23 protein-coding genes and 1 riboswitch are annotated in these 25604 nt (G+C 49.5%); of the genes, 17 read left to right on the top strand and 6 right to left on the bottom strand.

Features of this window, described 5'->3' with window-relative positions:
- The first annotated feature begins 40 nt into the window (after nucleotides 1-40).
- From JW883_01160 to JW883_01140, 5 genes are all read left to right on the top strand, one after another.
- A complete protein-coding gene (locus tag JW883_01160) occupies nucleotides 41-1132 on the top strand; it encodes a hypothetical protein (GenBank protein MBN1840878.1) in 1092 nt (363 codons plus the stop codon).
- Nucleotides 1133-1463: 331 nt separating this feature from the next.
- Nucleotides 1464-2345: a cytochrome C gene (locus JW883_01155; GenBank protein ID MBN1840877.1), complete on the top strand. Its 882-nt coding sequence runs from the start codon at nucleotides 1464-1466 to the stop codon at nucleotides 2343-2345.
- Nucleotides 2346-2412: 67 nt separating this feature from the next.
- The gene (locus JW883_01150; protein ID MBN1840876.1) at nucleotides 2413-3345 is read left to right on the top strand and encodes a cytochrome C; all 933 of its coding nucleotides are present in this window, start codon (nucleotides 2413-2415) and stop codon (nucleotides 3343-3345) included.
- Nucleotides 3346-3407: 62 nt separating this feature from the next.
- Nucleotides 3408-3485, top strand: a riboswitch (cyclic di-GMP riboswitch).
- 290 nt (nucleotides 3486-3775) lie between these two features.
- Nucleotides 3776-4837 (top strand): cytochrome c3 family protein, encoded by a 1062-nt coding sequence (locus JW883_01145; protein MBN1840875.1) that lies wholly within the window; start codon nucleotides 3776-3778, stop codon nucleotides 4835-4837.
- A 356-nt stretch (nucleotides 4838-5193) separates the two neighbouring features.
- Nucleotides 5194-6153 (top strand): hypothetical protein, encoded by a 960-nt coding sequence (locus JW883_01140; GenBank protein ID MBN1840874.1) that lies wholly within the window; start codon nucleotides 5194-5196, stop codon nucleotides 6151-6153.
- 51 nt (nucleotides 6154-6204) lie between these two features.
- Here the strand turns inward: JW883_01140 and ccsA (JW883_01135) are convergent, their stop codons facing one another.
- The 6 genes from ccsA (JW883_01135) to ccmA form a co-directional block, all read right to left on the bottom strand.
- Entirely contained in the window at nucleotides 6205-8466 is a 2262-nt protein-coding gene (ccsA, locus tag JW883_01135; protein ID MBN1840873.1) for a cytochrome c biogenesis protein CcsA, read from the bottom strand.
- Nucleotides 8463-8846 (bottom strand): cytochrome c maturation protein CcmE, encoded by a 384-nt coding sequence (locus tag JW883_01130; GenBank protein MBN1840872.1) that lies wholly within the window; start codon nucleotides 8844-8846, stop codon nucleotides 8463-8465. Before JW883_01130 ends, ccsA (JW883_01135) begins: the two co-directional genes overlap by 4 nt.
- A gap of 186 nt (nucleotides 8847-9032) precedes the next feature.
- Nucleotides 9033-9170 (bottom strand): CcmD family protein, encoded by a 138-nt coding sequence (locus JW883_01125; GenBank protein ID MBN1840871.1) that lies wholly within the window; start codon nucleotides 9168-9170, stop codon nucleotides 9033-9035.
- Nucleotides 9167-9853 carry a cytochrome c biogenesis protein CcsA gene (gene ccsA / locus JW883_01120; GenBank protein ID MBN1840870.1) on the bottom strand — a complete coding sequence of 229 codons (687 nt, stop codon included), beginning with the start codon at nucleotides 9851-9853 and terminating at the stop codon, nucleotides 9167-9169. Before ccsA (JW883_01120) ends, JW883_01125 begins: the two co-directional genes overlap by 4 nt.
- A gap of 236 nt (nucleotides 9854-10089) precedes the next feature.
- Nucleotides 10090-10803: a heme exporter protein CcmB gene (locus JW883_01115; GenBank protein ID MBN1840869.1), complete on the bottom strand. Its 714-nt coding sequence runs from the start codon at nucleotides 10801-10803 to the stop codon at nucleotides 10090-10092.
- The gene (ccmA, locus tag JW883_01110; protein ID MBN1840868.1) at nucleotides 10751-11368 is read right to left on the bottom strand and encodes a heme ABC exporter ATP-binding protein CcmA; all 618 of its coding nucleotides are present in this window, start codon (nucleotides 11366-11368) and stop codon (nucleotides 10751-10753) included. Before ccmA ends, JW883_01115 begins: the two co-directional genes overlap by 53 nt.
- A gap of 191 nt (nucleotides 11369-11559) precedes the next feature.
- On the opposite strand from ccmA, the gene JW883_01105 reads away from it, so the two are divergent.
- The 12 genes from JW883_01105 (at nucleotide 11560) to JW883_01050 (ending at nucleotide 25467) form a co-directional block, all read left to right on the top strand.
- Entirely contained in the window at nucleotides 11560-12615 is a 1056-nt protein-coding gene (locus tag JW883_01105) for an NHL repeat-containing protein (protein MBN1840867.1), read from the top strand.
- 46 nt (nucleotides 12616-12661) lie between these two features.
- A complete protein-coding gene (locus JW883_01100; protein MBN1840866.1) occupies nucleotides 12662-14068 on the top strand; it encodes a YncE family protein in 1407 nt (468 codons plus the stop codon).
- A 48-nt stretch (nucleotides 14069-14116) separates the two neighbouring features.
- Nucleotides 14117-16288, top strand: a complete 2172-nt coding sequence (locus tag JW883_01095; GenBank protein ID MBN1840865.1) for a hypothetical protein — start codon at nucleotides 14117-14119, stop codon at nucleotides 16286-16288.
- Nucleotides 16289-16330: 42 nt separating this feature from the next.
- A complete protein-coding gene (locus JW883_01090; protein ID MBN1840864.1) occupies nucleotides 16331-16903 on the top strand; it encodes a hypothetical protein in 573 nt (190 codons plus the stop codon).
- Between the two features lie 92 nt (nucleotides 16904-16995).
- The gene (locus JW883_01085) at nucleotides 16996-18360 is read left to right on the top strand and encodes a hypothetical protein (protein ID MBN1840863.1); all 1365 of its coding nucleotides are present in this window, start codon (nucleotides 16996-16998) and stop codon (nucleotides 18358-18360) included.
- Between the two features lie 147 nt (nucleotides 18361-18507).
- Nucleotides 18508-19734 (top strand): hypothetical protein, encoded by a 1227-nt coding sequence (locus tag JW883_01080; protein ID MBN1840862.1) that lies wholly within the window; start codon nucleotides 18508-18510, stop codon nucleotides 19732-19734.
- Nucleotides 19735-19759: 25 nt separating this feature from the next.
- Complete coding sequence (locus tag JW883_01075) at nucleotides 19760-20332, top strand: methyl-accepting chemotaxis protein (GenBank protein ID MBN1840861.1); 573 nt, start codon at nucleotides 19760-19762, stop codon at nucleotides 20330-20332.
- Nucleotides 20333-20424: 92 nt separating this feature from the next.
- Nucleotides 20425-20931, top strand: a complete 507-nt coding sequence (locus JW883_01070; GenBank protein MBN1840860.1) for a hypothetical protein — start codon at nucleotides 20425-20427, stop codon at nucleotides 20929-20931.
- On the top strand, nucleotides 20918-22372 hold the full coding sequence (locus JW883_01065) for a peptidyl-prolyl cis-trans isomerase (protein MBN1840859.1): 1455 nt from the start codon (nucleotides 20918-20920) through the stop codon (nucleotides 22370-22372). The genes JW883_01070 and JW883_01065 overlap by 14 nt, the downstream gene beginning before the upstream one ends.
- Before the next feature lie 120 nt (nucleotides 22373-22492).
- Nucleotides 22493-22876, top strand: a complete 384-nt coding sequence (locus tag JW883_01060) for a GxxExxY protein (GenBank protein MBN1840858.1) — start codon at nucleotides 22493-22495, stop codon at nucleotides 22874-22876.
- Nucleotides 22877-23098: 222 nt separating this feature from the next.
- Complete coding sequence (locus tag JW883_01055; protein ID MBN1840857.1) at nucleotides 23099-25048, top strand: hypothetical protein; 1950 nt, start codon at nucleotides 23099-23101, stop codon at nucleotides 25046-25048.
- Nucleotides 25049-25185: 137 nt separating this feature from the next.
- The gene (locus JW883_01050; protein ID MBN1840856.1) at nucleotides 25186-25467 is read left to right on the top strand and encodes a four helix bundle protein; all 282 of its coding nucleotides are present in this window, start codon (nucleotides 25186-25188) and stop codon (nucleotides 25465-25467) included.
- Nucleotides 25468-25604: the final 137 nt, after the last annotated feature.

The following is a 25604-nucleotide window of genomic DNA, read 5'->3' as shown; positions in this document are numbered from 1 at the left end:
CATGCCTATGTTCTAATCGTGACGAAGTCCTAAGATCATTATGAAGAAATCGGTCGCAAGCATAGCGTTAATCTTTTTGACCGTAGTTATGTTGCGTACGCTTCAGGCCGAGGTGAGCGGGCCGTGCGTCAATTGTCATACCATGCATAACAGTCAGGGTGGATTGCCCATGGCAACTTACGGAGATACGAGCCAAAACCCCGAGGACGCAGGCTCAGGTCCAAAGACTTATCTTTTGCGGGGGACCTGCTTTGGGTGCCACGCGCAGATCACCGGAGGGCGTATCGTTACGATTGGTTTATCTCAAATTCCCCAGGTTTTTCATAACGACTCGGACGGGGATCTGGCAGCAGGTAATTTTGCCTATATTACCGGCTATAAGGGTAGTGGCGCTTCAGATGCCAAGGGCCACAATGTGGTCCCCCTTGGCAAATCTGATGATGTCCTTAATTCACCCCCGGGCGACCAGCATCAAACTGGAATTACAGGAAGTAACCTAACGTGCGCCGGGAAATACGGCTGCCATGGGGACAGGATAAAAAATGGTGAATATGAAGCCATGAAAGGGGCTCATCACACGCATGATCTTGCCTTGAAGTTTAACCACATCAATGAGAACGCACAGGGCACATTCGTGGGAAATAGTTATAGATTTCTATACCGAGTAAAAGGTGGTGAAGATGATGCTTGGCAAAGCACAACGGGGGCTAGCGACCATAACGAATATAAGGGGGCTACAAGCATGGGCGCCAGCAGCGCTACAAGCCCTGCTGGAAACACCATCAGCGGGTTTTGTGCCGAATGTCACGGATATTACCATGGTTCAGGTCTGGATGAAACAAGTGGGGGAACCCCATGGATCAGGCACCCGACAGATACGTCCCTTCCTGGTACCGGGGAATATGTAGGCTACGTCAACTATAGCCTAGTGGCGCCTGTCGCGAGGGTGACCATCCCTCAACAAACCCCTTCAGATAGTGTTGATCCCCCAGGGAGCGATGATGACATTGTGATGTGCCTTTCTTGCCATGGCGCCCACGCGACTGACTATTTTAAGCTCATGCGCTGGGACTACAAGAACTGGCCTCCTGGCAATAACGGCTGTGCGGTTTGCCATACCTGGAAAGATTAGTGAGCCACTTCCCGGAAATGGCTAGGCGTCACCCAGCGAAGCGTTTCGACCTAGCGAACCGGACACCCCGCAACCCGCCACATTTATTTCGTTTACTCTTCCGTCAATGGCATTTGCAAGCCCCCTTATCTGAATCCCCCAAGAGGCGGGTAACAGCTTGCGAAATTGTCAAAAAGTGCTTGACATCACTCTATTCTAGTGATAGCGAGAACGCGAGTTTGTACTCGATGATGGGTATTCTGGACAAAAAATATTTTTTGACATTTTCCCTTGACCTTGGAGCGGCAAAGATGGCCTTGGGAACAAGCCTTTCACCTGGAGGAGAGACACAATGGGTGTACTGAAGAGAAAAAGAGGCGTTTCATTTTTCAGTAGCCTGACGGCAACAAGATCAATTGGGGTTGTCGTTGGCGTTCTTGGCGTAATCGCTTTGATTTGCGTCTTTGCTTGTCAACAAACCACTCGCGTTCGGCCGACGACCGCAGCACCCCAGCAGGTTCAGGCAGAGCCTGATGTCCCGACTCTGACCAATGCGCACTGTGTAGTATGCCACCCCCAGCAGCCTCAGACCATAGCAACCCGCGGAGAGAAACACAGGACCGAGGTTGGCTGTCTGGACTGTCATCAGGAGCATCCACCCGAGGGTGCAGGCGCCATACCGGAGTGCAGTATCTGCCACAGCGGGGAGGCCCATTATGAGTTGGAGGGGTGTGCAAGTTGTCACACTGACACCCACGCTCCCCTTGATTTGAAGTTGGAAGGCGAGATCACCGGACCTTGTCTTACATGTCACCAGCAGCAGGGTGACGAGGTCGAACAGCACCCGAGCGCCCACACGGATCTGGCCTGTAACGAGTGCCACGCAGCACACCGGCAGATTCCGGACTGTACGCAGTGCCACGAAAAACACACCGAGGATATGGATTTTAAGGCCTGCGTGTCTTGCCATCCTGTTCATATGCCTCTGGTAATTACCTATGCCCAGGACACCCCATCTCCTTATTGCGGGGCCTGTCATGAGGAGGCAATGGACCTGCTGGCAAAGAATACGACCAAGCACCATGATCTTTCCTGTGTCTTTTGCCACAAGAACAAACACAAGACCGTGCCACCATGCTATGCGTGTCATCCAAACCCGCATCCAAAGGGGATACTGGACAAATTTCCCGAGTGCGGCCAGTGCCATGGCATAGCACATGATCTAAAAGGCTAGATAATAGTTGATCCGGGGGTTCTGCCGGTAACAATTGATCGAGAGAATGGCTAGGACGGGTACAATTATGAAGAGTTCAAAATGGATTGCAGGTTTTATCGGTATCGTGTTGATCATTTTGATCATCGTCTTGATTGGCGCTTTTGAAAGCAATGAGGGGATACGTTTTGGGACGGCCACCGTGGCCCTCCAAGACATGGTGGGGCCGCCGTCAGCAGAGGCAAGAGAGGCTGCCTCCAAAGCCCAGATGTCGCCTTATCAGATGGAGGTAAAGCCCCTTACCACGGTGGAGTGCGGTCAGTGTCATTTCTCGATTTTTCAGACCATCAAGAAAGAAGGAGCCAGGCACCAGATTGACTGCGTGCGCTGCCACAGAGAGTACCATATCTACAATCCCCGCAAGCAAAACTATGACCAGATCATGCCTGACTGCGCCTGGTGCCACAAGAGCGCCAGCGGCGGGGCGTTCCACGGAGATCAAAAGGTATTGACCCCTTGTCTGACTTGCCATATTGATCCCCATAAGCCGCTAGTCATTCCTATGGCCGAGGTCGAGGCATCCTGCGCCCTTTGCCACACAAAAGAGGGCGGTGAAATAGAGAACTTCCCTAGCAAGCATACAAGCGATGTGGCCTGCGCTGACTGCCATGCCGACAAACACGGGTTCATCCCTGAGTGCAGCGTCTGCCATGAATCCCACAGCCCTGCGGTGGAGTTGGCCACAAAGGACTGCATGACGTGCCATCCTGTACACAAACCAACACAGATAGCCTATGACAAGACCACAGAGTCGGCCATTTGCGCAGGGTGCCATGAAGACGTAAACGACTTGCTGCAAAAGAAGGTGACCAAGCATACGGCTGTCACGTGCGCTGACTGCCATCGGAGTCACGCAGAGATTCCGGCTTGCGGCATGTGCCACGGGGAGCCTCATCCCAAGGCCATGAAGGCTACAAACTGCCGGGATTGCCACGGCATCGCCCATGATCTGTTGATGTGACAAGGTGCACGTGCAAGGAAAGTGAGCCGAGTGGCCTGAAGTTACGGCTCGGGAGTCTGACGTTTGTGCAAAGCCAAATCCCGAGTGATCGGGAGACGGAGGGTCAGGGGCTTGAGGATAAGGACAGCCGGACTGCGTGAACGTGGTCCGGCTTTTTTGATGAGGAACTTTTTTCACACAATGAGTGAAAAAGGGTTCCCATAAAGTGGCACTTTCTTTCCACTTTTTGTTCAATGTCACATTGTGTCCGCGTTGTTAAGGGCTTGTAATTTATTGATTGAATTGCAATATCGCAATATTTACCGATTGTGACTTCGTTGGCACGGATGCTGCGATGATACATGATGTTATCTCGTTATGTAAGAAACAGTTTTGGGACAGCTTAACGATTCAGGAGTTTACAGGAAATGGAAAGGAGGAGGTGCGAGGAATGAGAAAGACAATGTTTAGGTTAACAATCTTATTGGGGGCAGTAGTCTTCGTTGTAATGTGTTCTGGCCCAGCCGTGGCACAGGTCCAGGGTCCGTGTGTCGACTGTCACACCATGCACAGCAGTCAAGGAGGTACGCTCCACGCTACCTGGGTAAATAGGCCTTATGATACTGAAATAGGTTCCTTGCTGGTGGATACGTGTTTAGGATGTCACACAACAACCGGCAGTGACCCTTCTTCCAACGGGTACCCATTTGTGAAGATGGCTGGAACACCCAACAACTACCTTGCAGGCGGGTACTTTACGGATGGCGGGGGAGACCATAACGACAATAGTCACACATATGGATCCCTAGAGGAACCTGCCGGTTATGATGGCACTGAACTTTCCTCCGATTGGTACACGGGTGATGAGGCCCTTTCAGGCGGTTTAACGTGTGCCGGTTCAGCTGGATGCCATGGCACCGAAGACACTACTGATGAGGCGGAAGCCATTTCAGGTGGACATCACGGGAACAACACTGAGTTGGGTTATCGGCTTCTTGGAGTTGATGGTGAAGAGGTTATAGGAAATGGTACTGGTGGTGATAACGATTATGAAGAGGCTTTAAATGATGCTCCTTCGAGTGATGATTACCATAACTTATATAGTGCTGACCAGACCGCTGCGGACGAGGCCTCTATCAGTGAGTTGTGCGGGAAGTGCCATGGAAATTTTCACGGCGTTGACGTGGGGGATACAAAGAATGCTGCAGGCGCGTGGATAAGGCACCCTACGGATGAGGCGCTTCCGGCGGACTGGGAGATTCCCGGAACGGCTGGCGAATATGATGAAAATGATTGGAAATTTAATCCCGTGGGAATGGTTGATGCTGCAGACCCAGGTACCGGTGGTGGTGGCGCGTTGAGCGTCTATGTTACATGCCTTTCGTGTCATAGGGCCCATGGCTCTGAGTACAACGACATCCTGAGATTCGACTATGCCGCACAGGAGGCAGGCAGTGGCTCAGTCACTACAGGTTGTCTTGGATGCCATGACAAGCAAAGGGAAAAGCCATAATAAAAGGCGGCCGAGAGCTTAAAGCGGTAATCCCTTGCTAGAATTTTAGATATGTTCGATGCGTGGAGAGAAGCTCGCGTGCTTGCTCCACGCTTTTTTTTGATAGTCGTTGAGGTTCCCAATTGGTTCCCTGCTTTCCAATAACATTTCATTGAGTTGATCGTGTTTGTTATGAGAAAAAGCGTGAGGGTTCTTGTAGCAGTTTTTGCTGCATTGGGGTTGACGGCCCTTCCCTCCGATTCCGTGTGGGCTAAAGTTACAGGTCGTTGTGACAACTGCCACACCATGCATAACAAAACAAGCCAGGGAGGGGCTGATGTGGCCTCAGGGGGGCCGTATAGCGTCCAAATACCTGCGTGGGATGCCACACCGGGACCAATGACGGCAACAACACCGTTCCTTACGTCATGTCCGACACAGGTCTGCCGAGCTTTGGTACTAACACCCTGGCCGGCGGGAATTTCTGGTGGGTGGGCCAGGGTGATGATGCCAAAGGACACAATGTGTTTTCCGATAATCCGGATGAGGGTTTGCTTGAGGGTGCTCCTGGGAGAAGTTGGGGTACTGGGTGCGGCACTGACTCCTGTCACAATAACCTTCACGCCACCTACGTTGATGGTTATACGGGTTTGGCTGACAGGCAGGGTTGCACTGGGTGCCACATGGTGTCAGATACTGATGGCCCCAAAGGTTTTCATCATGCTGATGACTCAGACACCGTGGTGGACACTGCGGATGAAGGTTGGTACCGCTTCCTTCAAGGGCATCAAGGGGGGAATCTCAACGGTGTTGCCGGGATTGAACATGAGAAGTGGAATTATGGCGCTACTGCTTCCAACCACAATGAGTATTTGGGTAACGAAACCAGCCTGGACAGCACTACTGCTTTTGGTGGCCTTGGCAATACGATGACAGCTTTCTGCTGCGGTTGTCACGGTGATTTCCATATGCAAAACGAGCAATCGGACGGATCCGGAAGGTGGCTCAGGCACCCCTCGGATGTTAGGATACCGAACTCTGGAGAGTACGCCTTTGCCTTTGGAGCGGATGGGTCGTCTGGCACAGGCACCTATGATCCCATGCTGCCCGTAGCTCGACCCACAAGTGGTGGTACTTTTGATTGGAATGATGCAGACAGCATGGTGTATTTGGGCGAAGGTGAGGACATGGTCATGTGTCTTTCTTGCCACGTGGCCCACGGGAGTCCTTATGATGACATGCTCAGGTGGAATTACAAAGATGACATGATTGCCGGTGGCGGCGGGGCTGACGGCACGGGCTGTTTTATCTGCCATACAAGCAAGGATGGACAGTAGCATCGGCCGATAGCCAGGAGAAATGAGAACGTCGTTGATAGGTTTTTGAGGTTACTTCGGCCAGCGGCGAACAACTGCAATGCTGCCTCCCACAAGGATCAGGAAAGTCCCAAGCCACAGGACGGTCATGCCGGGTTTGATGCTAACCTCTGCAATGACGGCGGGGGGGCTCTTCTCAGCGCTTTTTTCCGAGGCAGATCCGGGGCCTTCGTAAACAAGGCCTATAGTCTTGGCGCCTGCGTCTATTCTTTCAAGGGTCAGATATGCATCATCCGGTCCCGGCAGTTTTACACGGCTGGATGGGCTAGATGGGCCATGTTTCTTGCTCATGGTTATGACCGGTTTCAAGGTTGCGCGGTCGTCGCCTTTGTAGGAAGCAACAATATTTGCTCCCACTGTCATATTCCGGGCGTCCTGTCCCATCATGCCTGACACATCAAAACCCGTAAATTCAAGTTCGTAGTCATGAAAGGCGATTTTGTTTCCCCTTTTTAGATCGAGGGAATTTCCTGAACCCTTCTCTTGACCAGGTTCAAAGTCCAGTGGTGAAATATATAGGTCGGACATGAGTCCCTTGCGGATATGGGGATGGGTAAAACGTTGCATTTTGCCGCCTCGCCCTCGCTCAGAATAGATGTCAGGTTTGGCAGTAAACTGAGATTCCCTTCTTTTGATATCTAAAGGAAAGTGGAGGCGCATCCCTTTGCCTTCTCTTGAGAATTGGGGACCATTGAGCATAATCTCATAGCCAAGGACGCTTTTGACCGTGTCCTGTGGTAGTAGCAGCTTTTCCGACCTGTCATAGGCAGACGAGGCCACAATACCGAGAAACATCAAGCCTACCCCAAGATGGGCAATAGCGCCGCTTGAAATGGTGATTTTTTTTCTGATGAGTTTTGTGGCCAGCAAAAGATTCATGCCTGTTACTGCGCCGCCAAGTATTGAAAGGAGTAATACACCCAGTGAAAGAAGCGGCGCTTCCATGTCTGGATAACCGTTTAGCAGTGTGATTACCAAGGCGACTACAGCCCCCGCTCCAGCCCACTTTGCCTTGGCGCCGACTTTTGAAAAGCTGTTTTTACCCCAGGCCATCAATGGGACAAAGCTCAAAAGGAGTAACATAAAAAGCGCCAGCGGCAGATTCGTATTTACGTAAAACTCTGTTGACACCTTTGATGCCTGTTCGAGCATTCTGGTTATGAGAGGCGCGGACGTGCCCAGGCCGGTTACAAGGGTAGAGAGACAAAGGAGGATCATGGCGGCAATAAGGCCGAATTCTCTTGAGAAGTAGCTCGGGTTTTCCCCCTTTTTGGATACGGGGATCTCCTTGGCCCTGGTCACGAAAAGAAAAATGGAAATGGCGATAAAGGCGAACATGAAGATGACCAGCCAGCCGGTGATGCCAAGATCTACGAAAGAATGAACGGAAAAATCAGCCAGGACGCCGGATCTGGTGAGAAACGTACAGTAGATAACCAGAAGAAACGAGAAGGCGGCCAACATAAAGTTTGTTTTTCGCAATTTGCCTCGCGTCTTCTGCAAAATCATGCCATGCATCAATGCCATGCCCGCCAGCCACGGTAACAGAGAGGCATTTTCCACCGGATCCCAACCCCAATAGCCACCCCATCCCAGCACCTTATAGGACCAGTATCCGCCGATGATGATGCCGGCGCCCAGGCTAACGAAGGCAAAAGCCGTCCAGGGTAAGGCAGGCTTGATCCAAGCATCATATTCTCTTCGCCACAGGGCAGACACGGCATAGGCAAAGGGTATAGTAAAGGCAGCGTAACCCAGAAATACTATGGGCGGATGGATAACCATCCAGGGATCCTGTAAGAGCATGTTGAGTCCGTTGCCGTCAGGAGGAGGAAGGGGGAGCATATGAAATGGGCTTTGCTTGATCAAGAGAATCATCAGGAAGACGTTGTTCAGGTTGTAGATGAGCATGACATGGGGTTCCATGTTTCTGGCCCTAAACATAAGAAATATACCCAACCAGGCCCCAAGCAGCACCCATAGGAGGAAACTACCCTCCTGCCCTGCCCAGAAAGAGCTGACCAAATATTCCAAAGAAAGATCACGGGACGAATATCTAGCCACATAACTGTACACAAACTCATGGTTGAGTATGAAATGCATCAAAAGCATGGATGCGATGGTCACAAAAACGGAAAAGGCGACGAAACTTAGCCTTGCTGCATTTTTGGCTACTTCACTGTCTTTTCCGGAAACCACAACCGCGTAGCATACCGATGATATGCCAATTGCAATAAGTCCCAACCACATCGTAACTTGACCCAAATTACTCATTCCCCTTTAACTCGCCCTTCGTATTTCGTTGGACATTTGACCAAGAGTTCTTTGGCCGTAAAGACCTGCTTCGTTGGTTCGTATTTGCCAATGGCCACGACCTTGGTTGCATCATCAAAATTTCCAGGCCTTGGCCCGTCATATTCGACCAGCATCTGAGCTCCGCCATCTTCGCGGAGCGTAAAAAGAAAGTTGTTCGTCTTCAAGTCATACCTTTCAGTCCCCTTGACCGCAATACCTGCCACCTGCACCGGGCGCTTGCTTGCCTTGGCTTCGCCAACGGTCACATAGGGGGTCAAGGTTGATTTAAAGGAATACATGGCCATGGCCATGGCCAGTACGATGATAACTCCACCGATGATGTAAGATTTCTTTGGCATGTTTTACAGCTCATTCATATTTATTCGCCTTCGCCGGTTTGTTAAACAGGATCGACAGGATTTGAGGGATTTTTTTAGGTTTCCGCCTTTCCAAAAGAAAGGCAGAAAACGCAATCCGCGACGGGAAATTACCTGCGCATACGTACCTGATAATCGCCTAAATCCTGTTGCAACTGTTTAGATTCCTTATTTGTCATTGATTTGTCTATCTCTGGGCGCCTGTTCCAGTCTCTTTATCTTTCGATCCAGGATGAAGAGGTAAAAGGCTATGCCACACCATATAATCAGATTAACCCCCATGACAAAACCGAGACCTTCTTTCATCGCCCCTCTCCGTGTTTCCTTAATTGCTCAATTCGTAATTCCCGAATTCGCGATTCTTCAATTTTCAGTATCCTCATCTTCAATCGGAGCATCCATACAAACAATCCCGTGTATGCAAATAACGAGCCTAGAAACACTGTTAAGGTTTTGGGATCCATGCCGGGACTTGCGGGGTTCATTGTATTTTCCGGATGGAGTGAGGCTGTGATCCGCGGAACAACAAAGACCAGAAAGGGGACCGTAACAAAGGCAAGTATTGAATACACACCGGCAAACACACGCCTTTTCTCCGGATCAGCCACGGCAGAACGGAGCGCAAAATAGGCCCCGTAAATCATAAGTAGTATGACGATGCTCGTTTCACGTGGGTCCCAGTTCCAAAATGAGCCCCAGGTGGCTTTGGCAAATATGGAGCCAGTCACCGTGGCGAGTATGCAGAACAGGAATCCCAACTCTGCGGCGGACAGGGCCAGGAAGTCTGCCCTGACATTGCGTTTGGCCAGGTACATGGCGCTTGCTATCATGGACAACAAAAATGAGAGCGTGGCCACCCATGCCTGGGGGACATGAAAAAACAAGATGCGGGACGTCTGTCCGGGGAAGCCGGTAGCTGCTTCTGTGAAAAAGAAGGCAGCCACAATGATAACAGCCATCCAGATGGCCAATAGGATTTTGTAAATCATAATCCAAACAACAATTGATTAAGGTCTTGGTCCGTCAATTTGAATCTATTTCAAAGCCTATCGTATGTTTCATAGCACAGGAAAAATGCCTAAAATGAGCTAAAATGCCTAAAATTGATGCATTCTGTCATTCTGGAATCCCGTTTCGAAGAAAGGTATCAACTGTGATTGCCAAATTTGGTTTTGGCCGGGTCTTTCAAGAATGAGACGCCGAAGGCAAGCCACAAGGCATTTTTTTATTCTTCCCATATCAACGGAAACAAGAACAATGACATAATAATCATTATAACCACATACGCAACTGCGATCCTCACCTCGGGCCAGCCTGCCGTGTTCATGCCGACGGCCGCCCTTTCACATCCTTTGATGGCAGTAATCATGAGGGGCAGAAGCAGAGGAAAAGACAGGGCGGAAAACAGTGCGCCACGGGCGCTTGCCTGGGCTATCATGGCCGCCACGATGGTTGTGCCCGCACCTAAACCTAAGCCCGCGCTGATAACCATGGCCGCAAAGAAGCCCGGAAGCTCTATCTGGTATTTCATCAAGAGAATAAACGAAGGCACAATGATTATTCCCAGGGCTCCAAGAAGCGTCAAGTTGAAAAACAGTTTTCCCAAAAACACGGCCTGGGGACGGGCAGAGAGTCTCAACACGTCCATGGTTCCGGCTTCCTCTTCTTTAACAAAGGAGCGAGAAAGGCCGGAGAGCGCTGAGAAAACCAGGATAATCCACAGTAGCACTGCGTACAAGAAGGGCTTTTCAGCTTCTCCGATACGGAAAGAGCCTATTGAGAAGCTCACGGCTATCAGGGTCGTTAGAGCAAACATCAGGATGGCGTTGACCGCATAGCGCGTCCTGAATTCGCTTCGCAGGTCACGTGCCCAGATGGCTATAGCTTCATTCAGATAGGTTGATGATCCTGTCTGCGTAGTCCACCTCCCGCTTTTCATTGGATGCGATCACAGTCATGCCGAACTGACGTTGGTTAAGGGTGATCTCCTCGACGATTCTTATCCCTTTGCTGTCAAGGTTGCATCCGGGTTCGTCCAGCAGCAACAAAGGGGGATTATGGATGAGGGCCTGAACAAGTTTCAGGCGCTGCTTCATGCCTGAGGAGAAGTTTCTGCACATTTTGTGGGCGTGTTCGGTCAGTCCGACCCGATCCATCATATCAAGACAGTCTTGGCGGTGGCAGGAAACGCCTCTCACTTTGCAGAAAAACTCCATGTTCTCAAGGGCTGTCAACTCATCATACAGGGACAGCGCAGGCGCCACCATGCCGATAAATCTCCGCCTTGATTCCTTCGGTATGGCCTCGTCTTTTACATGCATTTCAACCTGCCCTGCTGAGGGCCTTACAAGACCTGCAATGATGCGCAGCAGCGTGCTCTTGCCCGATCCGTTCCAGCCGGTAATGGCCAGTACTTCTCCAGGACGCAACTCAAAGGAGATATCCCTAAATAGCAACGTTGTGGAATAGTATTTGCATATTTCGTTGACCTTAAGTGAATACATGATCATCGTTGTATGAAATCGCGAAAGCGATTTTATGACTTGATTTTTTTGGCAAAAAACGTATAAGTTAGACTACTTTCCATCCATTGATGGTTCTTTTTCCGATTTCATCTGTGCCCATCCGTAAACTCTCCCCTGGAGGGAGGGGGCGGGAACATAACCGAAGGCCCTTGTCTCATGGCTTGCAAGAAATGTGCAGATTCTTAAGCTATTGGCAGTGTAGCAAAAAACGGGTTATAAGTCTATCAATCATTGCTGCGGTTGTTACCGCTTTTTTGAGCCTGGCGGGTCATGTCCAGTGTCTTTTTGCCCAACAAGGGGCCGGCAGCCCCAGTGAGCCTGTGCCCGTAGCCTCTTCAGAGGAAAAAATCCGTCCAAAAAAAATTACCAGCCTCCGTGTCATCCGGGAAGATTACCAGGGAACAAGGTTGTCTTATCCCTCGAAACTGTTTGTCGATTCAGTGAAGAGAGAGATCTATGTCACGGATTCCGGGCACAGCAGAATATTGGTGTATACGCAGGATTTCTATCCGTTGCTGTCTATTGGCAAATCAGATGGAATCGAGGCCCCCGTTGGCCTGGCAGTAGATCCGGAGGGGTATCTCTATGTTGCCCAGTCGCCGGGTCGGAAACATCCAACGGCCAGGATATCTGTATTTAGTCCATCGTTAAAGTGGAAAAAGGATCTCTTTTTTTCTGGGTTTGAAGGCGCAGATAGCTTTGGGCCAAAGAATGTTGCCATCAACAAGCGAGGCGCGCTCTACGTGGCCGGCAGCGGCTATCCCGGTATAGTAGTTCTGAAGAAAGACGGCGCGTTCTCTCACCTTTTGAGTCCAACCGACATCCTTGGGAAGGGCGAAGAAGAAAAGGCCACCATATGTGATGTGGAAATAGACCATGCCGGCAAGATATACCTTTTGAGCGAGGACATGGGACGTATCTATGTCTATGACGAGAACGAGAATTTCTTGTTTAAGTTCGGGAAAAAAGGAGGAAGCTCCGGCAAGTTAAGCCGTCCGCGGGGGCTGGGGGTGGACAGCCTGAATAAAAGGGTTTACGTGATTGATTATATGCGCCACACGGCGACGACGTATTCCGATAATGGCCGTTTTCTGTTTGAATTTGGCGGCAAAGGTTGGGGGAGAGGCTGGTTTCAGTACCCAAGCGATATCGCAGTAGACACGTCTGGAAACGTTCTGGTTGCAGATACCTTCAACAACAGAGTGCAGGTGCTGAGTGTGAAGTAAATGCCGTGTCCGGACACGGATACGCAACACGGACACGAAAACGGTGATGACGATGCAAAGAATGGCTGTTTTTCTCATAGTGACAATCCTCGCAGTAGCCTCCATCACATCATGCGCCTTTGAACAACATCTCAAAAGACCTCGGGCCGATGAGGGGCAGGTTTTTCTCTACCTTTCCTGTCCGCAGAAACCGGCCGCTGACATTACCTTTGCCATTTCCGGCGTTAGCTTCATGAACAACAATGGTGAGTGGATCGACGTGGCTCTGGAACGTCGTATTGATTCTGGTGAAGTTTCGGATAGGCAGATCAAGTTGGCCGAGTTCTATCTTCCTGCCGGCAAGTATGAACGCATGAAATGGAAGATGTCTGAGGCAAAGGTGAAAAGGGGCGCCAAGACCTTTTCGCTTGCTTTGCCTGAACCTGATGGGGAGCATTTTTTGGACATAGAATTTGTAGTTTTTCGACGTGAAAGCCTAGCGCTTTTTGTTGATTGGAATGTGGAGGAGTCTGTTTTTAACAAATACCTTTTTGCGCCGAAGATGGCTATTCGGAAGCAGGGTATGGAAATAAAGAAGATATTGCTCTATGTGACAAACTCGGAGTCTGATTCGGTTACGGTGATAGACAGGCAACGGGACATCGTGGTCGGGGCCATAGCAGTCGGGCAGCAGCCTGTGGGAATAGTGACAAGCCCGGACAGGACCAAGGTCTATGTTGCTAATTCAGGTTCCAACAACATTTCAGTCATTGACACGGACGCAAACAGGATGACCAATACGATCGGCAATTTCGGTTACAGTCCCGACGATCTTGCCTTGTCCGGAGACGGCAGATGGCTTTACGCCACGAACCCGGATTCAGACAATGTTTCGGTAATAGATACGGCCTCTGAGATGGTGACTGAACGAATAACTGTGGGTCGCCGCCCTGTTGGCATTACATATGACCAAGACAGAGGCAAGGTCTATGTGGCGAACAATGCGGATAACTCAATATCGATCATCGATGCGGCTTCAAACGCTGTGGAGCATACCGTAACGGTTGATTTGAATCCTACTGGTTTGGCAGTCCAGGACGACAAGCTTTATGTGGCCAATTCAGGCTCCAACACTGTTTCCGTGATACAGATTGGCTCCTACTCAGTGACAAAGACGATACCGGTAGGCCAAAGGCCGCTGAGGGTGCAATCGGGCCTGTCCGGGTGGGTTTACGTGTCCATTGCGAACAACAACGAGGTTGTCTTCATGTACACATCCATGGACATGGTCACAAAAAACGTGTCAGTGGGGGACCTCCCTTCGCACATGGCCATGGACACCCCAAGAAGAAAGCTCTATGTGGTCAACAGGCTTTCAGAGGATGTGTCTGTTGTTGACCTTGCAACAAAAAAAGTGAAAGCGGTGATTGAGGTGGGGAGGAAACCATGCGGGATTGCGGTGATAGAGGAGTGAAGGATTAGTCCGTTACTTTTAGAGTTCGTTTTTCTTCTGACAGGAAATATGAAAAAACCACGAAAGCACGAAAACACGAAATTTTCTTTTTTCGTGCCTTCGTACTTTCGTGTTGTCGTGGTTCTTCTTCTGTTCATTGTATTGCTCCCTTTGCATGAGTTGCGTGCCGAGGATGACATCCATGGCTCGGCCCACCTGACTCACACTTCAACAGACACTGAGGCTGGAGGGGAGAAGACCAGTTCCTGGCAGTTTACCCAGGTATATAACCTCGGGGTGAGCAAGGCCTTGACGCCCAAAGTGGGCTTTACTGCCGACCTCGACGTAAATGTGACCGAGTCAAATGACGAAAAAACAACGCGTCTGTCGCCGGATCTGAGGCTCGATGTGACGAACGAATATTTTGACGCCAACACGGGTTATCGCATCAATGAGAGGGGACTTGATATCCTGACCATGGTCTCAGATGAAGACCGGTATACCACGGAATCGTGGAACGCCAATATTTCAACGAAGTCCGAGAAATACCCCAAGGTGCGGCTTCGTTACAACGAAGACAAGGACTATGATTATTTGCCCGTGCATGTGACAGACAGCAAGACGACCAATTTTTCAGGAAGTGCGGACTATACGTTCCAATTTCTCAATTTCAACTATGAGTACAGAGACAACACGACGGATAACTATGTGACTGACAGCACCCAGGAGACCGACAGTCACGAGGGGAGAGTCAATTTCAGGAAGTCGTTCTTAGACAACAAGATCACATCTTCGGGGAGTTATTCGATTACGAACAGAAAGACGGAGACTGAGACAAAGGGGCAGGATGTCAGCGTTGAAGAAATACAAAGAGCTTATGACGGCTTGCATTCTCTTGCCCCCACGCCGCCGGATACTCAGACTTCCATCACTCTCCCTTCCGTCCCTGCCCTTGTTAATGGCGACAAAACGACAAGTGCAGGCATAACCATTGGCGGGGTGAGTAGTAACCTGGATCAGAACATAGGATTAGATCTGAATCTGGCTGCCGACGTGGAGAAGATTTTCCTTTACACCACCGCGCCGGGTCCCACCTTCAACAAGAACAGTTTCAGGTGGGATGTATACACTAGTAGTGACAACAGTGATTGGAACCGGATAAGCATCTCGGCCACGTTTGATTATGACACGGACGAAAATCGATTTGAGATTTCATTTGCAGAGAGGAAGGCTCGTTACTTCAAGATAGTAAACACGGCACAAGACTTGAATACCCTTGATGTGACGGAAATCGAGGCGTACAAAGTGACGACCTACGCTGCTTATACCACCACCAAAACCGAGCGTACCACGGAAACCATTCAGGCCAGTGTCGGTTATAAGCCAACGGACTGGCTTTCCTTCACTTACGATTTCACTCAGGACGACCAGAAGACCGAGCCTGACGACCAAAAAACCACGCGCGATACTCATAACGTGAGCGGGCGCGTAGAGAGGGAGCTTCATAAATATCTGACTGCCTGGGCACAGTATAGAAGGCGATGGGAAAACGACTCAGAGGCAGATGACACGACAACTGACACGTATCTACTCCATTTTCTTTCCTCCCCTCTTGAGACCCTTGACACGGATCTTTCCTTCAACCATACGGTTTCAAAGGAAGAATCAGAGACCCGGTCAAGGAGTTCTTCCGGGCTCTTTCAGATAACCGCAAAGCTCCGGGAAGGGGCTGATCTTGATGTGGATGCAAACATCAACCGCACTGAAAACCTGGCGAGTCAATCCGAAACCACCACGAAGTCTCTTGATTCGAATCTGCGGCTTGAGCTTACCCGAATGTTGACAGCCGAAATCGAGTATAATTGGAATTGGACAGATACAGAACAGCCCAGCGGTGATACAACCGGACGCACTTCCTATGCCAAGACTACTTTGTACTGGCGGCCATCCCACGAATTTTATTTCAGGGGATCTTACAGCATTGACAGGAACGAAATATCAGGGGAGGAGACCACTCAGCAGCAGTACAATATGAGCTGGTTGATGACTGAGAAGATGCAGCTTGATATGGGCTATACTGTAGACAAGAATGACACGGACAGCTTGACATACTACTCTGACCTTTCGTGGAATTTGAGCCGGGTTCTGACCCTCAGATTCGGTTATGACTGGAGTCGGCAAGAAACAAGTACGACTACTGAAACCCAAACCATTACCTCGGATCTTTCCGCCAGGTTTTAGATGAATAAACGGGGAACCCAAATATCGTTGAAAGGAAGGCAAATGAAAAATTTGAAACTCACATTGGTTGTCCTTGTATCCCTGGTCTTTCTTGCAGGCTGTGGCGGCCCTATGAGCTATGTGCATCCTACGGCAGATCTGACGTACGTTACCACGGTAGCCATCGTGCCATTTAAAAACCTTACACAGGAAAGAGGCGCAGAAGGCAAGGTGATGAACGTGGTGGCTGCCGAGGTCTTGAGACGGGGCGTATTTGACGTGGTTGAATTCGGAGAGGTGACCAAGGTTTTGAGAGAGGAAGGTTTCAGGGAAGAAGAAGGAGTGATAAGCAAGAACACTGCGGAAAGGGCCGGAAAGCGGCTGAACGTGCAGGCTTTCATCGTGGGATCGGTAGAAGAATACGGGGTCTCTCGCACAGGTGGAAGTTCCTATCCTGAGGTTTCTCTTTCTATAAAACTCATAGATGTGAAGTCTTATAAGATCCTGTGGGAGGCAACGCAGAGCCTGAAAGGGTCGACAGTTCTGGACCGGCTGTTTGGGGTTGGCAAAAAAAGCCCGAGTGATCTCTCCAGGGAACTGGTGGAAGAGATGTTGGATACTCTTTTTGGGGGGTAAATGTACTCTGGGGACGATCACGATTCGGATTCCTGCCCGTCCGGCAGGCGGGTCGATATTCTATGTGTCTTGCCACTTGAGGTGATGTTCTTGTGAAAGGCCGTGCATCCATTGTAGTTTTCTTGGTTTTGCTCCTTGGGCTGTTGGGCCAGGTCTTTGGCGCAGGAAAAGGAGTAAAGATAAAGACCGTGGCCGTGATGCCTTTTGGGACATTTACCGTAGAAGACCTCTCTATTGATGTTACCAGCGTTGTAACCGAAGACCTGAGAAAGCATAATTTCAACGTCATTTCTCAGGATGTCCTGGAAGATTTTCTTGTCAAAAGAAGGATTCGCAGGACGGATTTTCTGGACCGTCCGGCCATCAGGGCGATGGGCACGGTCTTGAAGGTGGACGCCTTGTTGATTGGATCTGTGGACCTCATTACAGGTGGCGAAAACCCCCAGATCTGCATGAACGCACAGATGATCGATTGTGTTGATGCTTCTGTCATCTGGGCCAATAGTGTTTCACGCACGGGAGCCGACTATGCCACGTTTCTCGGGCTGGGAAAGCTAACTTCTTTAGAGAAACTTGTAGAGGTCGTCTTAGAAGAACTCCTGAAAGGTTTGCCCGGTACTGTGAACCTGGATAGCTCATCAGTCTCGCCCTTTGAGATCATACATGCAAGCTTTTCCCCTAGTGTATTGAGAGGTGGTGAAACGGCCCGGCTGTCTCTGGAGGTGAAGGAGATTACGGGAAAGGTGCGAGATATTAAGGCCTTTGTCCTCGATAGTGAGATTGAGCTAAAGACCAGGGATGGAAGATGGTACTCCGGAGCCATGACTGCGCCCTCGGTGGAAGGAGTTTATCCTCTCAGGATTTATATATCTGATCGATGGAACAGGATGTTCAACGTAGATGCTATGGCGAGCGTAAGTGTTCACAACAGCCCGCCGGAAATTACCCTTTCTCCGCGGCGAAGGCTTATTTCTCCTAACAATGACGACATCAATGACCATGTTCTGTTCATTCCTGAAGTCCTTAAAGCAATTACTTTAAGGACCTGGAAGGTCGAGATTAGCAATGAAGACGGCCGGGTTGTTCGGTCAGAGGATGGCATGGGCGCGTTGCCTGAGGGTTTTGTGTGGAGGGGTGTGGATAATGACTATAAGGCCGTTCAAGACGGGATCTATTTTTGTCGCTTGATTGTAGAGGATGAGGCCGGCAACACGACTTCTACGTTAAAAGAGAAGGTCGTGGTGGATGCGACAGCGCCCAAAGTCGCTGTTGCCGTTGCCGAGGAAAGTGAAGAAGGCATGACCCTGGCCCTGAAGGCCAATGACAGAAGCGAGATAGCATACTGGGAGCTCATTGTTTACGATAGAACAGGATCTGAGGCAGCAAGGTTTGAAGGGGAAGGGGATATTCCAGGAACATTGGCCGCTAAAGTAAAAAAAAAAGCAAAAAAGGGCTGAAACAAGAGGGAGATGATTTTCTTAGCTATTCCCTTGAAGTAAGTGATGTTGCAGGCAACCGGTTGCGGGTGGAAAACCAACCCTTGAAACGGCTTGAGCCTGAAAGGATTGAATCAAAGCCGGTTGAGGAAAAAAGGGAGATTTGGATTGAGGATTTTTGATCGGATAGATCAGAAAAAATGTTTGGTCTTATTAGGCCTTGCGCTGGTTGTGCTCCTTTGGTCGTTGGCCCTTTCTGAGAATGATGAAGTTGAAAGCGCCTGTGTGTCCTGCCATCAAGATGTTTACGAAAAAGGCCTTTCCAATTTTTACCAGCATCCCTCGTTTGCAGACAAACAATGCGAAAAATGTCATTTGGAAGGGAGCATTGTTAGCGTTGATAGTAGTACATTGAGCAGGGAGATATTGCAGCCTGTCGTTTTGAGCTATCCTGAGTATCTTGCCGAACATACAATCTTGCTCAGGGGTCTTGCTTACCGAGCAACGTACGATATCACTATTGCCCTTCAAGACATGTCCGGAAACAAGGTGAGAAAGGAATTCAAGGGGGTCGTGCCGGAAAATGTTCAGGACATTAGAAGGGACGACAAGAAGCCGCCCAAGATATCCGGAGTCGAGGTGGGTCCTGTCGTAAAGGGTGTATTCCTTGAAACTACCATAACGTGGGAGACCGACGAGCCATCGACTTCCTGTGTGGAATACGGATTCTCAGCCCCGTATGGCCCGCGCACCCCGGAAGATAACGCGCTGGTCAGGCAGCATAGCGTGAACATCTATGAACTGGAAGGAGGAAGGCAATACCACTTTTGTGCTGTGAGTCGGGACATTTTTGGCAATGAAGCCGTTTCTGAGGACTTGGCTTTCAACACGGCCCAGACACAGCCTCTGCCGTTCGATATTGAGAAGAAAGGGGCAGATCAAGCGGACAACAGGGGCTTGGGCTTGGCCGTAAACAGGGTAGAGACATTTTTGTTGAATTCCGATCTTGGCCTGTATCTTGAAACCACGAAGCCTTCAAGTGTAAGCGTTGAATACCTCAAGGTGGAGGAACCGTCACCGGAAGAAGAGCCGCAGTTACGGGCAGTGACGAGCTCTGAAGATGACCACCCGGAAGTGCGTGAAAAAAATAGCAAGGCCTTGACCATTGATGCATGCTATCAATATGAGTGTCATCCTCCTGAAGATCTGGGGATATCTCACCCTGTGGGAATAGGAGCAAGCGAGAAAACAAAGGTCCCTGATGATTTACCCACATTGGAAGGCGGCGTTCTTACCTGTGTGACCTGCCACTTTCCTCATGGCGGGAGCAAGCGGTATTTTGCCCGAAAAGAAATCACAAGAGATATTTGCATCTCCTGCCACGAGGGGTATTGAGTGTCAGAAAAGAAACGGAGGTACTATGTCAACCGAGAGAAGTTATAAGCGGAAAAGGTTTTTCAATTACTCCATAAAAAAACAACTCCAGTTGCGTATGTTGTTCAAGGTTTGGGGGATTGTTTTTCTCTCTCTGGTTCTTGCGGGGGCGGTATTTTATTTTTACAGCAACATAAACGTCGGGATTTCCTACCGTTTGTTTCACGTTAAGGCGAAGAACTTCCTGGACTTTCTCTTGCCCGTGCTTGTATGTGGTTTTTTTTCGAGCTTGATCTTGGGGGTTGTTGTGGCCCTTTTCTTCCCACACGCCTTTGCAGGGCCGCTGCACCGGATAGAAAAGGATCTCGTTGACATCGGCAACGGGGATTTGAAAAAGGTCATAAAGCTTCGAAAAGGCAGCGAGGTGCCTGACCTGGCAAATGCCATCAACGTGATGGTGGCCGACTTGAGGGATCAGGTCAGAAGAATCAATGATACGGCGGAAGAGATAGGCAAACTTCTTGAAGAAGGCTCTGCCGAAGATACTGAGAGAACCCTGGAGAAGGTAAATCGTGCCAGTGCGAACCTTCAGGCGGAAATGAAGAAATTCAGGATATGACAATGACTTCTGTAACCACGAAAGCACGAAGTTGTTTTTTTCTTTCTTTTGTTCTTTGCTCGTTTTCGCTTTTTCTTTCGGGGTGTTCCGGCTTGGGACCTAATGCATACGTGAGAAAAGACTTTGACCAATCGCAGATCAGGAAGGTTGCGGTTTTTCCTTTCTATAACAACACACAGGTTGCCGAGGCGAGCAAAATCGTAACAGGGGCGTTTATCGCAGGGCTTGTTGATACGAGAACGTTTCAGGTGGAATTTCCTGGCAACATCAAGAGCTTCCTTGTGACGGAGAGGATCATTGTGAGGACGGGCGTAGATCTTGATACTATAAAGCTAATGGGCCAACGACTGGGTGTGGATGCCGTGGTCCTGGGTCAAGTGGATGAATACATCGGCGCCGAAGAAGGAAGAAGAGCGGTTGTGCCCCTTGTTTGCATTAGTTCAAGGTTGGTCGATACGAGAACCGGGAAGATCCTGTTTATGGCCCAACAGAGAAGAACAGGTGACGACTACATAAAGGTACTTGATTTCGGCAAGATAAGGTCAGCAGGCGAATTAACCAGGAAGGTGGTTGGGGAGATGATTGATGCAATGCCGTAGCATTTATCATCTATCGTTTATCATTATGAAAAAATCCTTTCTATTTGCTTTCTTCATATTCTATTTGTTTTTTCTTCATGGAGTGGAGTCCCTTTGTGCTTCTTCCGGCAAGAAAGTGGTCCTCGCAGAAGTAAACGGTGAAGCCATTGACGAAGGTCTCCTTCAAGAGAGGATCAAGGCGATTCACCGGTACAAGCCTGGAGCCCGCCCTGAAGGAGGGGCAGGCGGGGTCGATATTTCGGATCTTCTTCAAGAGTTGATCGATGAGCGTCTCATGATCCAGGAGGCCCGCGGCGTGGGACTCGACAGGGACCCTGGTTTCGAAAAGAGAGTGAAATCTTTTCTGGCAACACAATCGATTCTGGAGTTAAGGAGGGAAGAGGTTCTTGATAAGGTCAACGTAAGCGAAGAAGAGATCCTTGACTATTTCAAGAGGCATCATGAGAAGCAGAGCCAGGCCCAGGAAGAAATATCTCAGCGGTTAAGAAGGCGTATTGAGAAAAAACTCAGAAAGGAAAAGCAAAAGGAATTGTCCGATGGTTTTATTGCCAGGTTACGAGAGGACGCCGATATACGGATTGACGAGGAGTTGGTTGAGCTTCTCGATTCGGAAAAGGATTATACAGGGACAAAGCCGACAATTGCGCACGTGAATGGCGAGCCGATTCCTATTGGTGATTTCGTCCATGATATGAAACAGGCGGTTCAAAGACAGGCCGGAATGTTTCGCAGGTCAAAGGACAATGGGCAGACGGAGAAAAAACGAAAAGACCTCAAATCAAAGGTCCTGGATCGCCTGATCACTTACAAATTGATCGAGCAGGAGGCCTTAAGCCGTAATTACATGAATGCTCCGGGCTTTGCCGATACGGTCGAAAAACGCAAAGAGGCCCTTCTGGTAAATGAGTTCAAGGCAAAGTTGGTCTATCCCTTGGCCATTCCCACGGAAAAGGAGTTGACACAGTATTATAACCAACATATAGACGAGTTCAAAAAGGGGTATGAAGTATGGTTACGCGAGATGCGCTTTGGGGACCGCAAAGAGGGGGAAAAGATCCTTGAGGAGCTCAGGCAGGGCGCCGATTTTGAATTTCTGGCTACTCTTGTGTCAGAGGGCTCTTCGGCAAAGAGAGGCATGGCGTGGGTTCGTGCTGAGAGCTTTTCTCCTGCTGTGAGAGATGCGCTTAGCCAACTCAAGGTCGGTGAGTTCAGTGATCTTATTGCCGATGGAAGGCAACACAAAATCATCAAGTTGAAAGGCAAAAGGGGCGGGGAGCCCATAGAGTTTTCCAGGGTGCTTGAAAGATTGAAAAGGATTGTGGGGCGGGAGAAGTTTGAGAAGAAGCTATCTGAGTATTTGTCCAGATTGCGCAAGGCCTCCAAGATCAAGATCCACAAGAAGGCCCTCAAGGGGATAGAGGAAAAATACTGGCATCAATGACAGGGAGAATGAGCCACAGAGTCACAGAGGACACGGAGGACAAGAGTTTTTCCCTGGCCGGGAGACGATGGCCAAGGAAAAGAATACCTCTGTAAACAGCGGAAGGGACCGGCAGACAAAATGTATAACGCCGTGGACATAAATAACCTCACTGGCGAAGTCATTGGCGCTGCCATTGAGGTACACAAGGCCCTTGGACCTGGGTTATTGGAGTCTGTTTATGAAGATTGTCTGTCCAGGGAACTGGGGTTGAGAAGGATTCCATATGAAAGGCAAAAGGGTTTGCCAGTTGAGTATAAGGGGGTTAAGCTCGATAGCGGCTATCGATTGGATATTGTGGTCGCGGACAGATTAATTGTTGAATTGAAAGCATGTGAAGGTCTGCTGCCGATTCATGAGGCTCAGCTATTGACCTATCTAAAGTTGACGGGCATCAAGTTAGGCCTTCTGATCAATTTCAACGTTTCTGTATTAAGGGAAGGGATAAAGCGGTTAGCCAATTAGCCTCCAGGTACTTATTTTCAGTCTGGGAGTCTCAAGGCATGCCCGGAGGGCAGTGGTGTTTTGCACGATCGTCGTCTCCCGATCGGGCAAAGAGAGAATTAACTCAGTGCTCTCCGTGTCTCTGTGGTTAACCAGAAATTCGAGAACACCTTTACTCCTACTTACGAAATATGGAAAGATCTACCCAGGGAAACTGAAGGCAAACGTAGTCAAGGCTAGCCTATGAGACTGACAAAACCAGCCATTTTTTTTCTGTTAGTGATCGCAATCATCCTTTGTTGTGCTGTTTCTTGCGAGAAAAGGGTGCCCAGGGGGTTTGTGAGGAAAAAATGCGTGGAGTGCCATCAGGATAAGGCCGAGGAGTTCAAGAAGGTCTCAGTCGTTCATGGGCCGGTAGACAAGGATCAGTGCGAATCGTGTCACCGGCCCCACGGTGTGATCGGCGGCGCCTATCTGAAGGTGAGCAAAAAGAAGCTATGTTACGGTTGTCACAAGGGGAGCAAGACCTTTGCCCTCAGAAAGCATGTGCACGGCCCTGCCAAGAACGAAGAATGCACAAGCTGTCATAATCCCCATTCGTCGGCGAACAAGAACCTGTTAAAGGAAAAGGGAAACGATCTTTGTTTTGTCTGCCACAAGAAAGACACCTTTTCCAGGCCTATGCAACATGAGCCTTTATCCGGCAGAGGGTGTTTGACTTGCCATGACCCTCATGGCTCTGAGCATGAGGAGTTGCTTTTTGAGTCAAAGGCCGGTGTTTGCCGGAAGTGTCACGATTTCGAGAATTCAAAGTTCATCAAGGGCCATTCCGGGTACAGGCCGGCAGGGGATTCATGTGTGTCGTGTCATGCGCCTCATTCTTCTTCCAATACGAGATTGCTTCGAGAATCCGTTCATTCGCCCCTTGATCAAAACCGGTGCGCCGCGTGCCATAACCGGCCGGAATCTGCCCGGCCCCTGGACGTAAAGGAAGAGGGGGCAATACTCTGCTATGGTTGCCACGGAAAAAGCAAGACAGTCTTCATGAAGAACCATGTCCATCAGCCGGTAAACAAGGGCGATTGCCTTTCGTGCCACAGCCCCCATGCCACAGATCACAATGACCAGACCCTTCTTCCCGACGGAAAGCTCTGCTATTCCTGCCACAATGAGAAAGAGTCGTTTTTTGAGAAGCCCCACGTTCACAGGCCCATTCAGGAGGGACATTGCACGGCTTGTCATGATCCCCATGCATCAAACAATAAGTACGAATTGAAAGAGACCGGCAAGAGCCTTTGCTACCAATGTCACAAGAAGGATGATTTTACGCAATCAAATGTTCACAGCCCGGTTGAAAAGGGCGTGTGTATAACCTGCCACGATCCTCATGCATCCAGTCACAAGTTCGAACTCAAACTTGCTGAGGCAGAGCAGTGTTATACGTGCCATCAGAAAGAGAAGATGCTTTTTGATCGCGTGAATGTTCACACCCCGATTCGTATCGGACGTTGTGTGGTCTGCCACAGCCCCCATTCAACGACCTACGGGAAGCTTCTGATTAAACGCAAAAACAGCATCTGTTTTAACTGCCATCAAGGCATGCTGGATGAAGTTGCCGGCGGGACCGTCCATGAGTCCTTTACGAAAGGGCGGTGTTTCACGTGCCATGACGAGCACGCGAGCGATAATGACTATCAGTTGATTGAGACAGGGGCAGACAATTGTTATCCGTGCCACGGCAAGATCCGGGCATCATCTGCAAAAAGCGAGCATATCCACACACCTCTTAAAGAGGGAGCGTGCTCGGCATGTCACAATCCCCATGGGAGCAAGATAAAAGGGCGGTTGAACCGGCCTCTGGGAAGCCTTTGTTTGTCGTGTCACCCGGATCTGGCGTCTCATCTGGATGTGGACAAATTCCAGCACGCGCCGGCAAAACAGGGCATGTGCCTGAAATGCCACGTGCCACACTATGCCAATATTGAAGGCCTGCTTGCACGGACAGGGGTGGGCCTTTGCAATGCTTGTCATAATCTCAAGGATCAGGCCATGGCGGATGCCCACCGCGAGATCTCCTTGGGAGGCGCCAACTGTGTCGGCTGTCATGAAACACACAGCGCTGAGAATGAAAGTCTAATGCACAAGGTTATGCATCCGCCGTTTAAGGAGGGGGATTGCGGGGCATGCCATTAAAGAAATGCCTGAAGTTGGAAATGCCTAAAATGAGCTAAAGTGCCTAAAATTATTGGTGGGACCAATATGTGAATCGTAAAGAATTTGCTAAAGAACTTGAAAAGTGAACTCGAGAATTTGCTGTGCGAATAATTCGATTGTCGACAAGTTTACCCAACACTGCCGAGGGCAGAGTGGTAAGGAATCAAATCACAAAGGCTGGAACTTCTATTGGGGCGAATTACCGAGAAGCAAATCGGTCCAGAAGCAAAGCCGATTTCAAGAATAAGATCAAGATTTGTGAGAGCGAAGCCAGTGAAACACAATATTGGTTAGAAGTAATTGTAGAGATGGAATGGCTATCGTGGAAGAAGGTGAAACCTGAATACGAAGAGTGTAGTGAATTGCTTGCCATATTCACGTCAATTGGCAACAAGTAACAATGATTTTCGACCGAGAGCTGAACTTATTGTATGTCTTTGAATTTTAGGCATTTTAGTTGTTCCGGTAAAAGTCAAGAGTTTTTTTACAAATATTTGCGGGTACGTTATGCCGCAAATGTTCTCGAGTCGTTCTT

It is taken from the genome of Deltaproteobacteria bacterium, from assembly GCA_016930875.1.
Lineage (GTDB): Bacteria > Desulfobacterota > Desulfobacteria > Desulfobacterales.
Note: the sequence above shows the minus strand (reverse complement) of the source record. Positions and strands in the feature narration are given on the sequence as shown.

What these genes read in the sequence shown, in the direction of transcription:
- JW883_01160 (MBN1840878.1), top strand. Translation starts at nt 41, where the DNA reads ATGAAGAAATCGGTCGCAAGCATAGCGTTAATCTTTTTGACCGTAGTT.
- JW883_01155 (MBN1840877.1), top strand. Translation starts at nt 1,464, where the DNA reads ATGGGTGTACTGAAGAGAAAAAGAGGCGTTTCATTTTTCAGTAGCCTG.
- JW883_01150 (MBN1840876.1), top strand. Translation starts at nt 2,413, where the DNA reads ATGAAGAGTTCAAAATGGATTGCAGGTTTTATCGGTATCGTGTTGATC.
- JW883_01145 (MBN1840875.1), top strand. Translation starts at nt 3,776, where the DNA reads ATGAGAAAGACAATGTTTAGGTTAACAATCTTATTGGGGGCAGTAGTC.
- ccsA (MBN1840873.1), bottom strand. Translation starts at nt 8,466, where the DNA reads ATGAGTAATTTGGGTCAAGTTACGATGTGGTTGGGACTTATTGCAATT.
- JW883_01130 (MBN1840872.1), bottom strand. Translation starts at nt 8,846, where the DNA reads ATGCCAAAGAAATCTTACATCATCGGTGGAGTTATCATCGTACTGGCC.
- JW883_01125 (MBN1840871.1), bottom strand. Translation starts at nt 9,170, where the DNA reads ATGAAAGAAGGTCTCGGTTTTGTCATGGGGGTTAATCTGATTATATGG.
- ccsA (MBN1840870.1), bottom strand. Translation starts at nt 9,853, where the DNA reads ATGATTTACAAAATCCTATTGGCCATCTGGATGGCTGTTATCATTGTG.
- JW883_01115 (MBN1840869.1), bottom strand. Translation starts at nt 10,803, where the DNA reads ATGAAAAGCGGGAGGTGGACTACGCAGACAGGATCATCAACCTATCTG.
- ccmA (MBN1840868.1), bottom strand. Translation starts at nt 11,368, where the DNA reads ATGTATTCACTTAAGGTCAACGAAATATGCAAATACTATTCCACAACG.
- JW883_01105 (MBN1840867.1), top strand. Translation starts at nt 11,560, where the DNA reads ATGTGCAGATTCTTAAGCTATTGGCAGTGTAGCAAAAAACGGGTTATA.
- JW883_01100 (MBN1840866.1), top strand. Translation starts at nt 12,662, where the DNA reads ATGACGATGCAAAGAATGGCTGTTTTTCTCATAGTGACAATCCTCGCA.
- JW883_01095 (MBN1840865.1), top strand. Translation starts at nt 14,117, where the DNA reads ATGAAAAAACCACGAAAGCACGAAAACACGAAATTTTCTTTTTTCGTG.
- JW883_01090 (MBN1840864.1), top strand. Translation starts at nt 16,331, where the DNA reads ATGAAAAATTTGAAACTCACATTGGTTGTCCTTGTATCCCTGGTCTTT.
- JW883_01075 (MBN1840861.1), top strand. Translation starts at nt 19,760, where the DNA reads ATGTCAACCGAGAGAAGTTATAAGCGGAAAAGGTTTTTCAATTACTCC.
- JW883_01065 (MBN1840859.1), top strand. Translation starts at nt 20,918, where the DNA reads ATGCAATGCCGTAGCATTTATCATCTATCGTTTATCATTATGAAAAAA.
- JW883_01060 (MBN1840858.1), top strand. Translation starts at nt 22,493, where the DNA reads ATGTATAACGCCGTGGACATAAATAACCTCACTGGCGAAGTCATTGGC.
- JW883_01055 (MBN1840857.1), top strand. Translation starts at nt 23,099, where the DNA reads ATGAGACTGACAAAACCAGCCATTTTTTTTCTGTTAGTGATCGCAATC.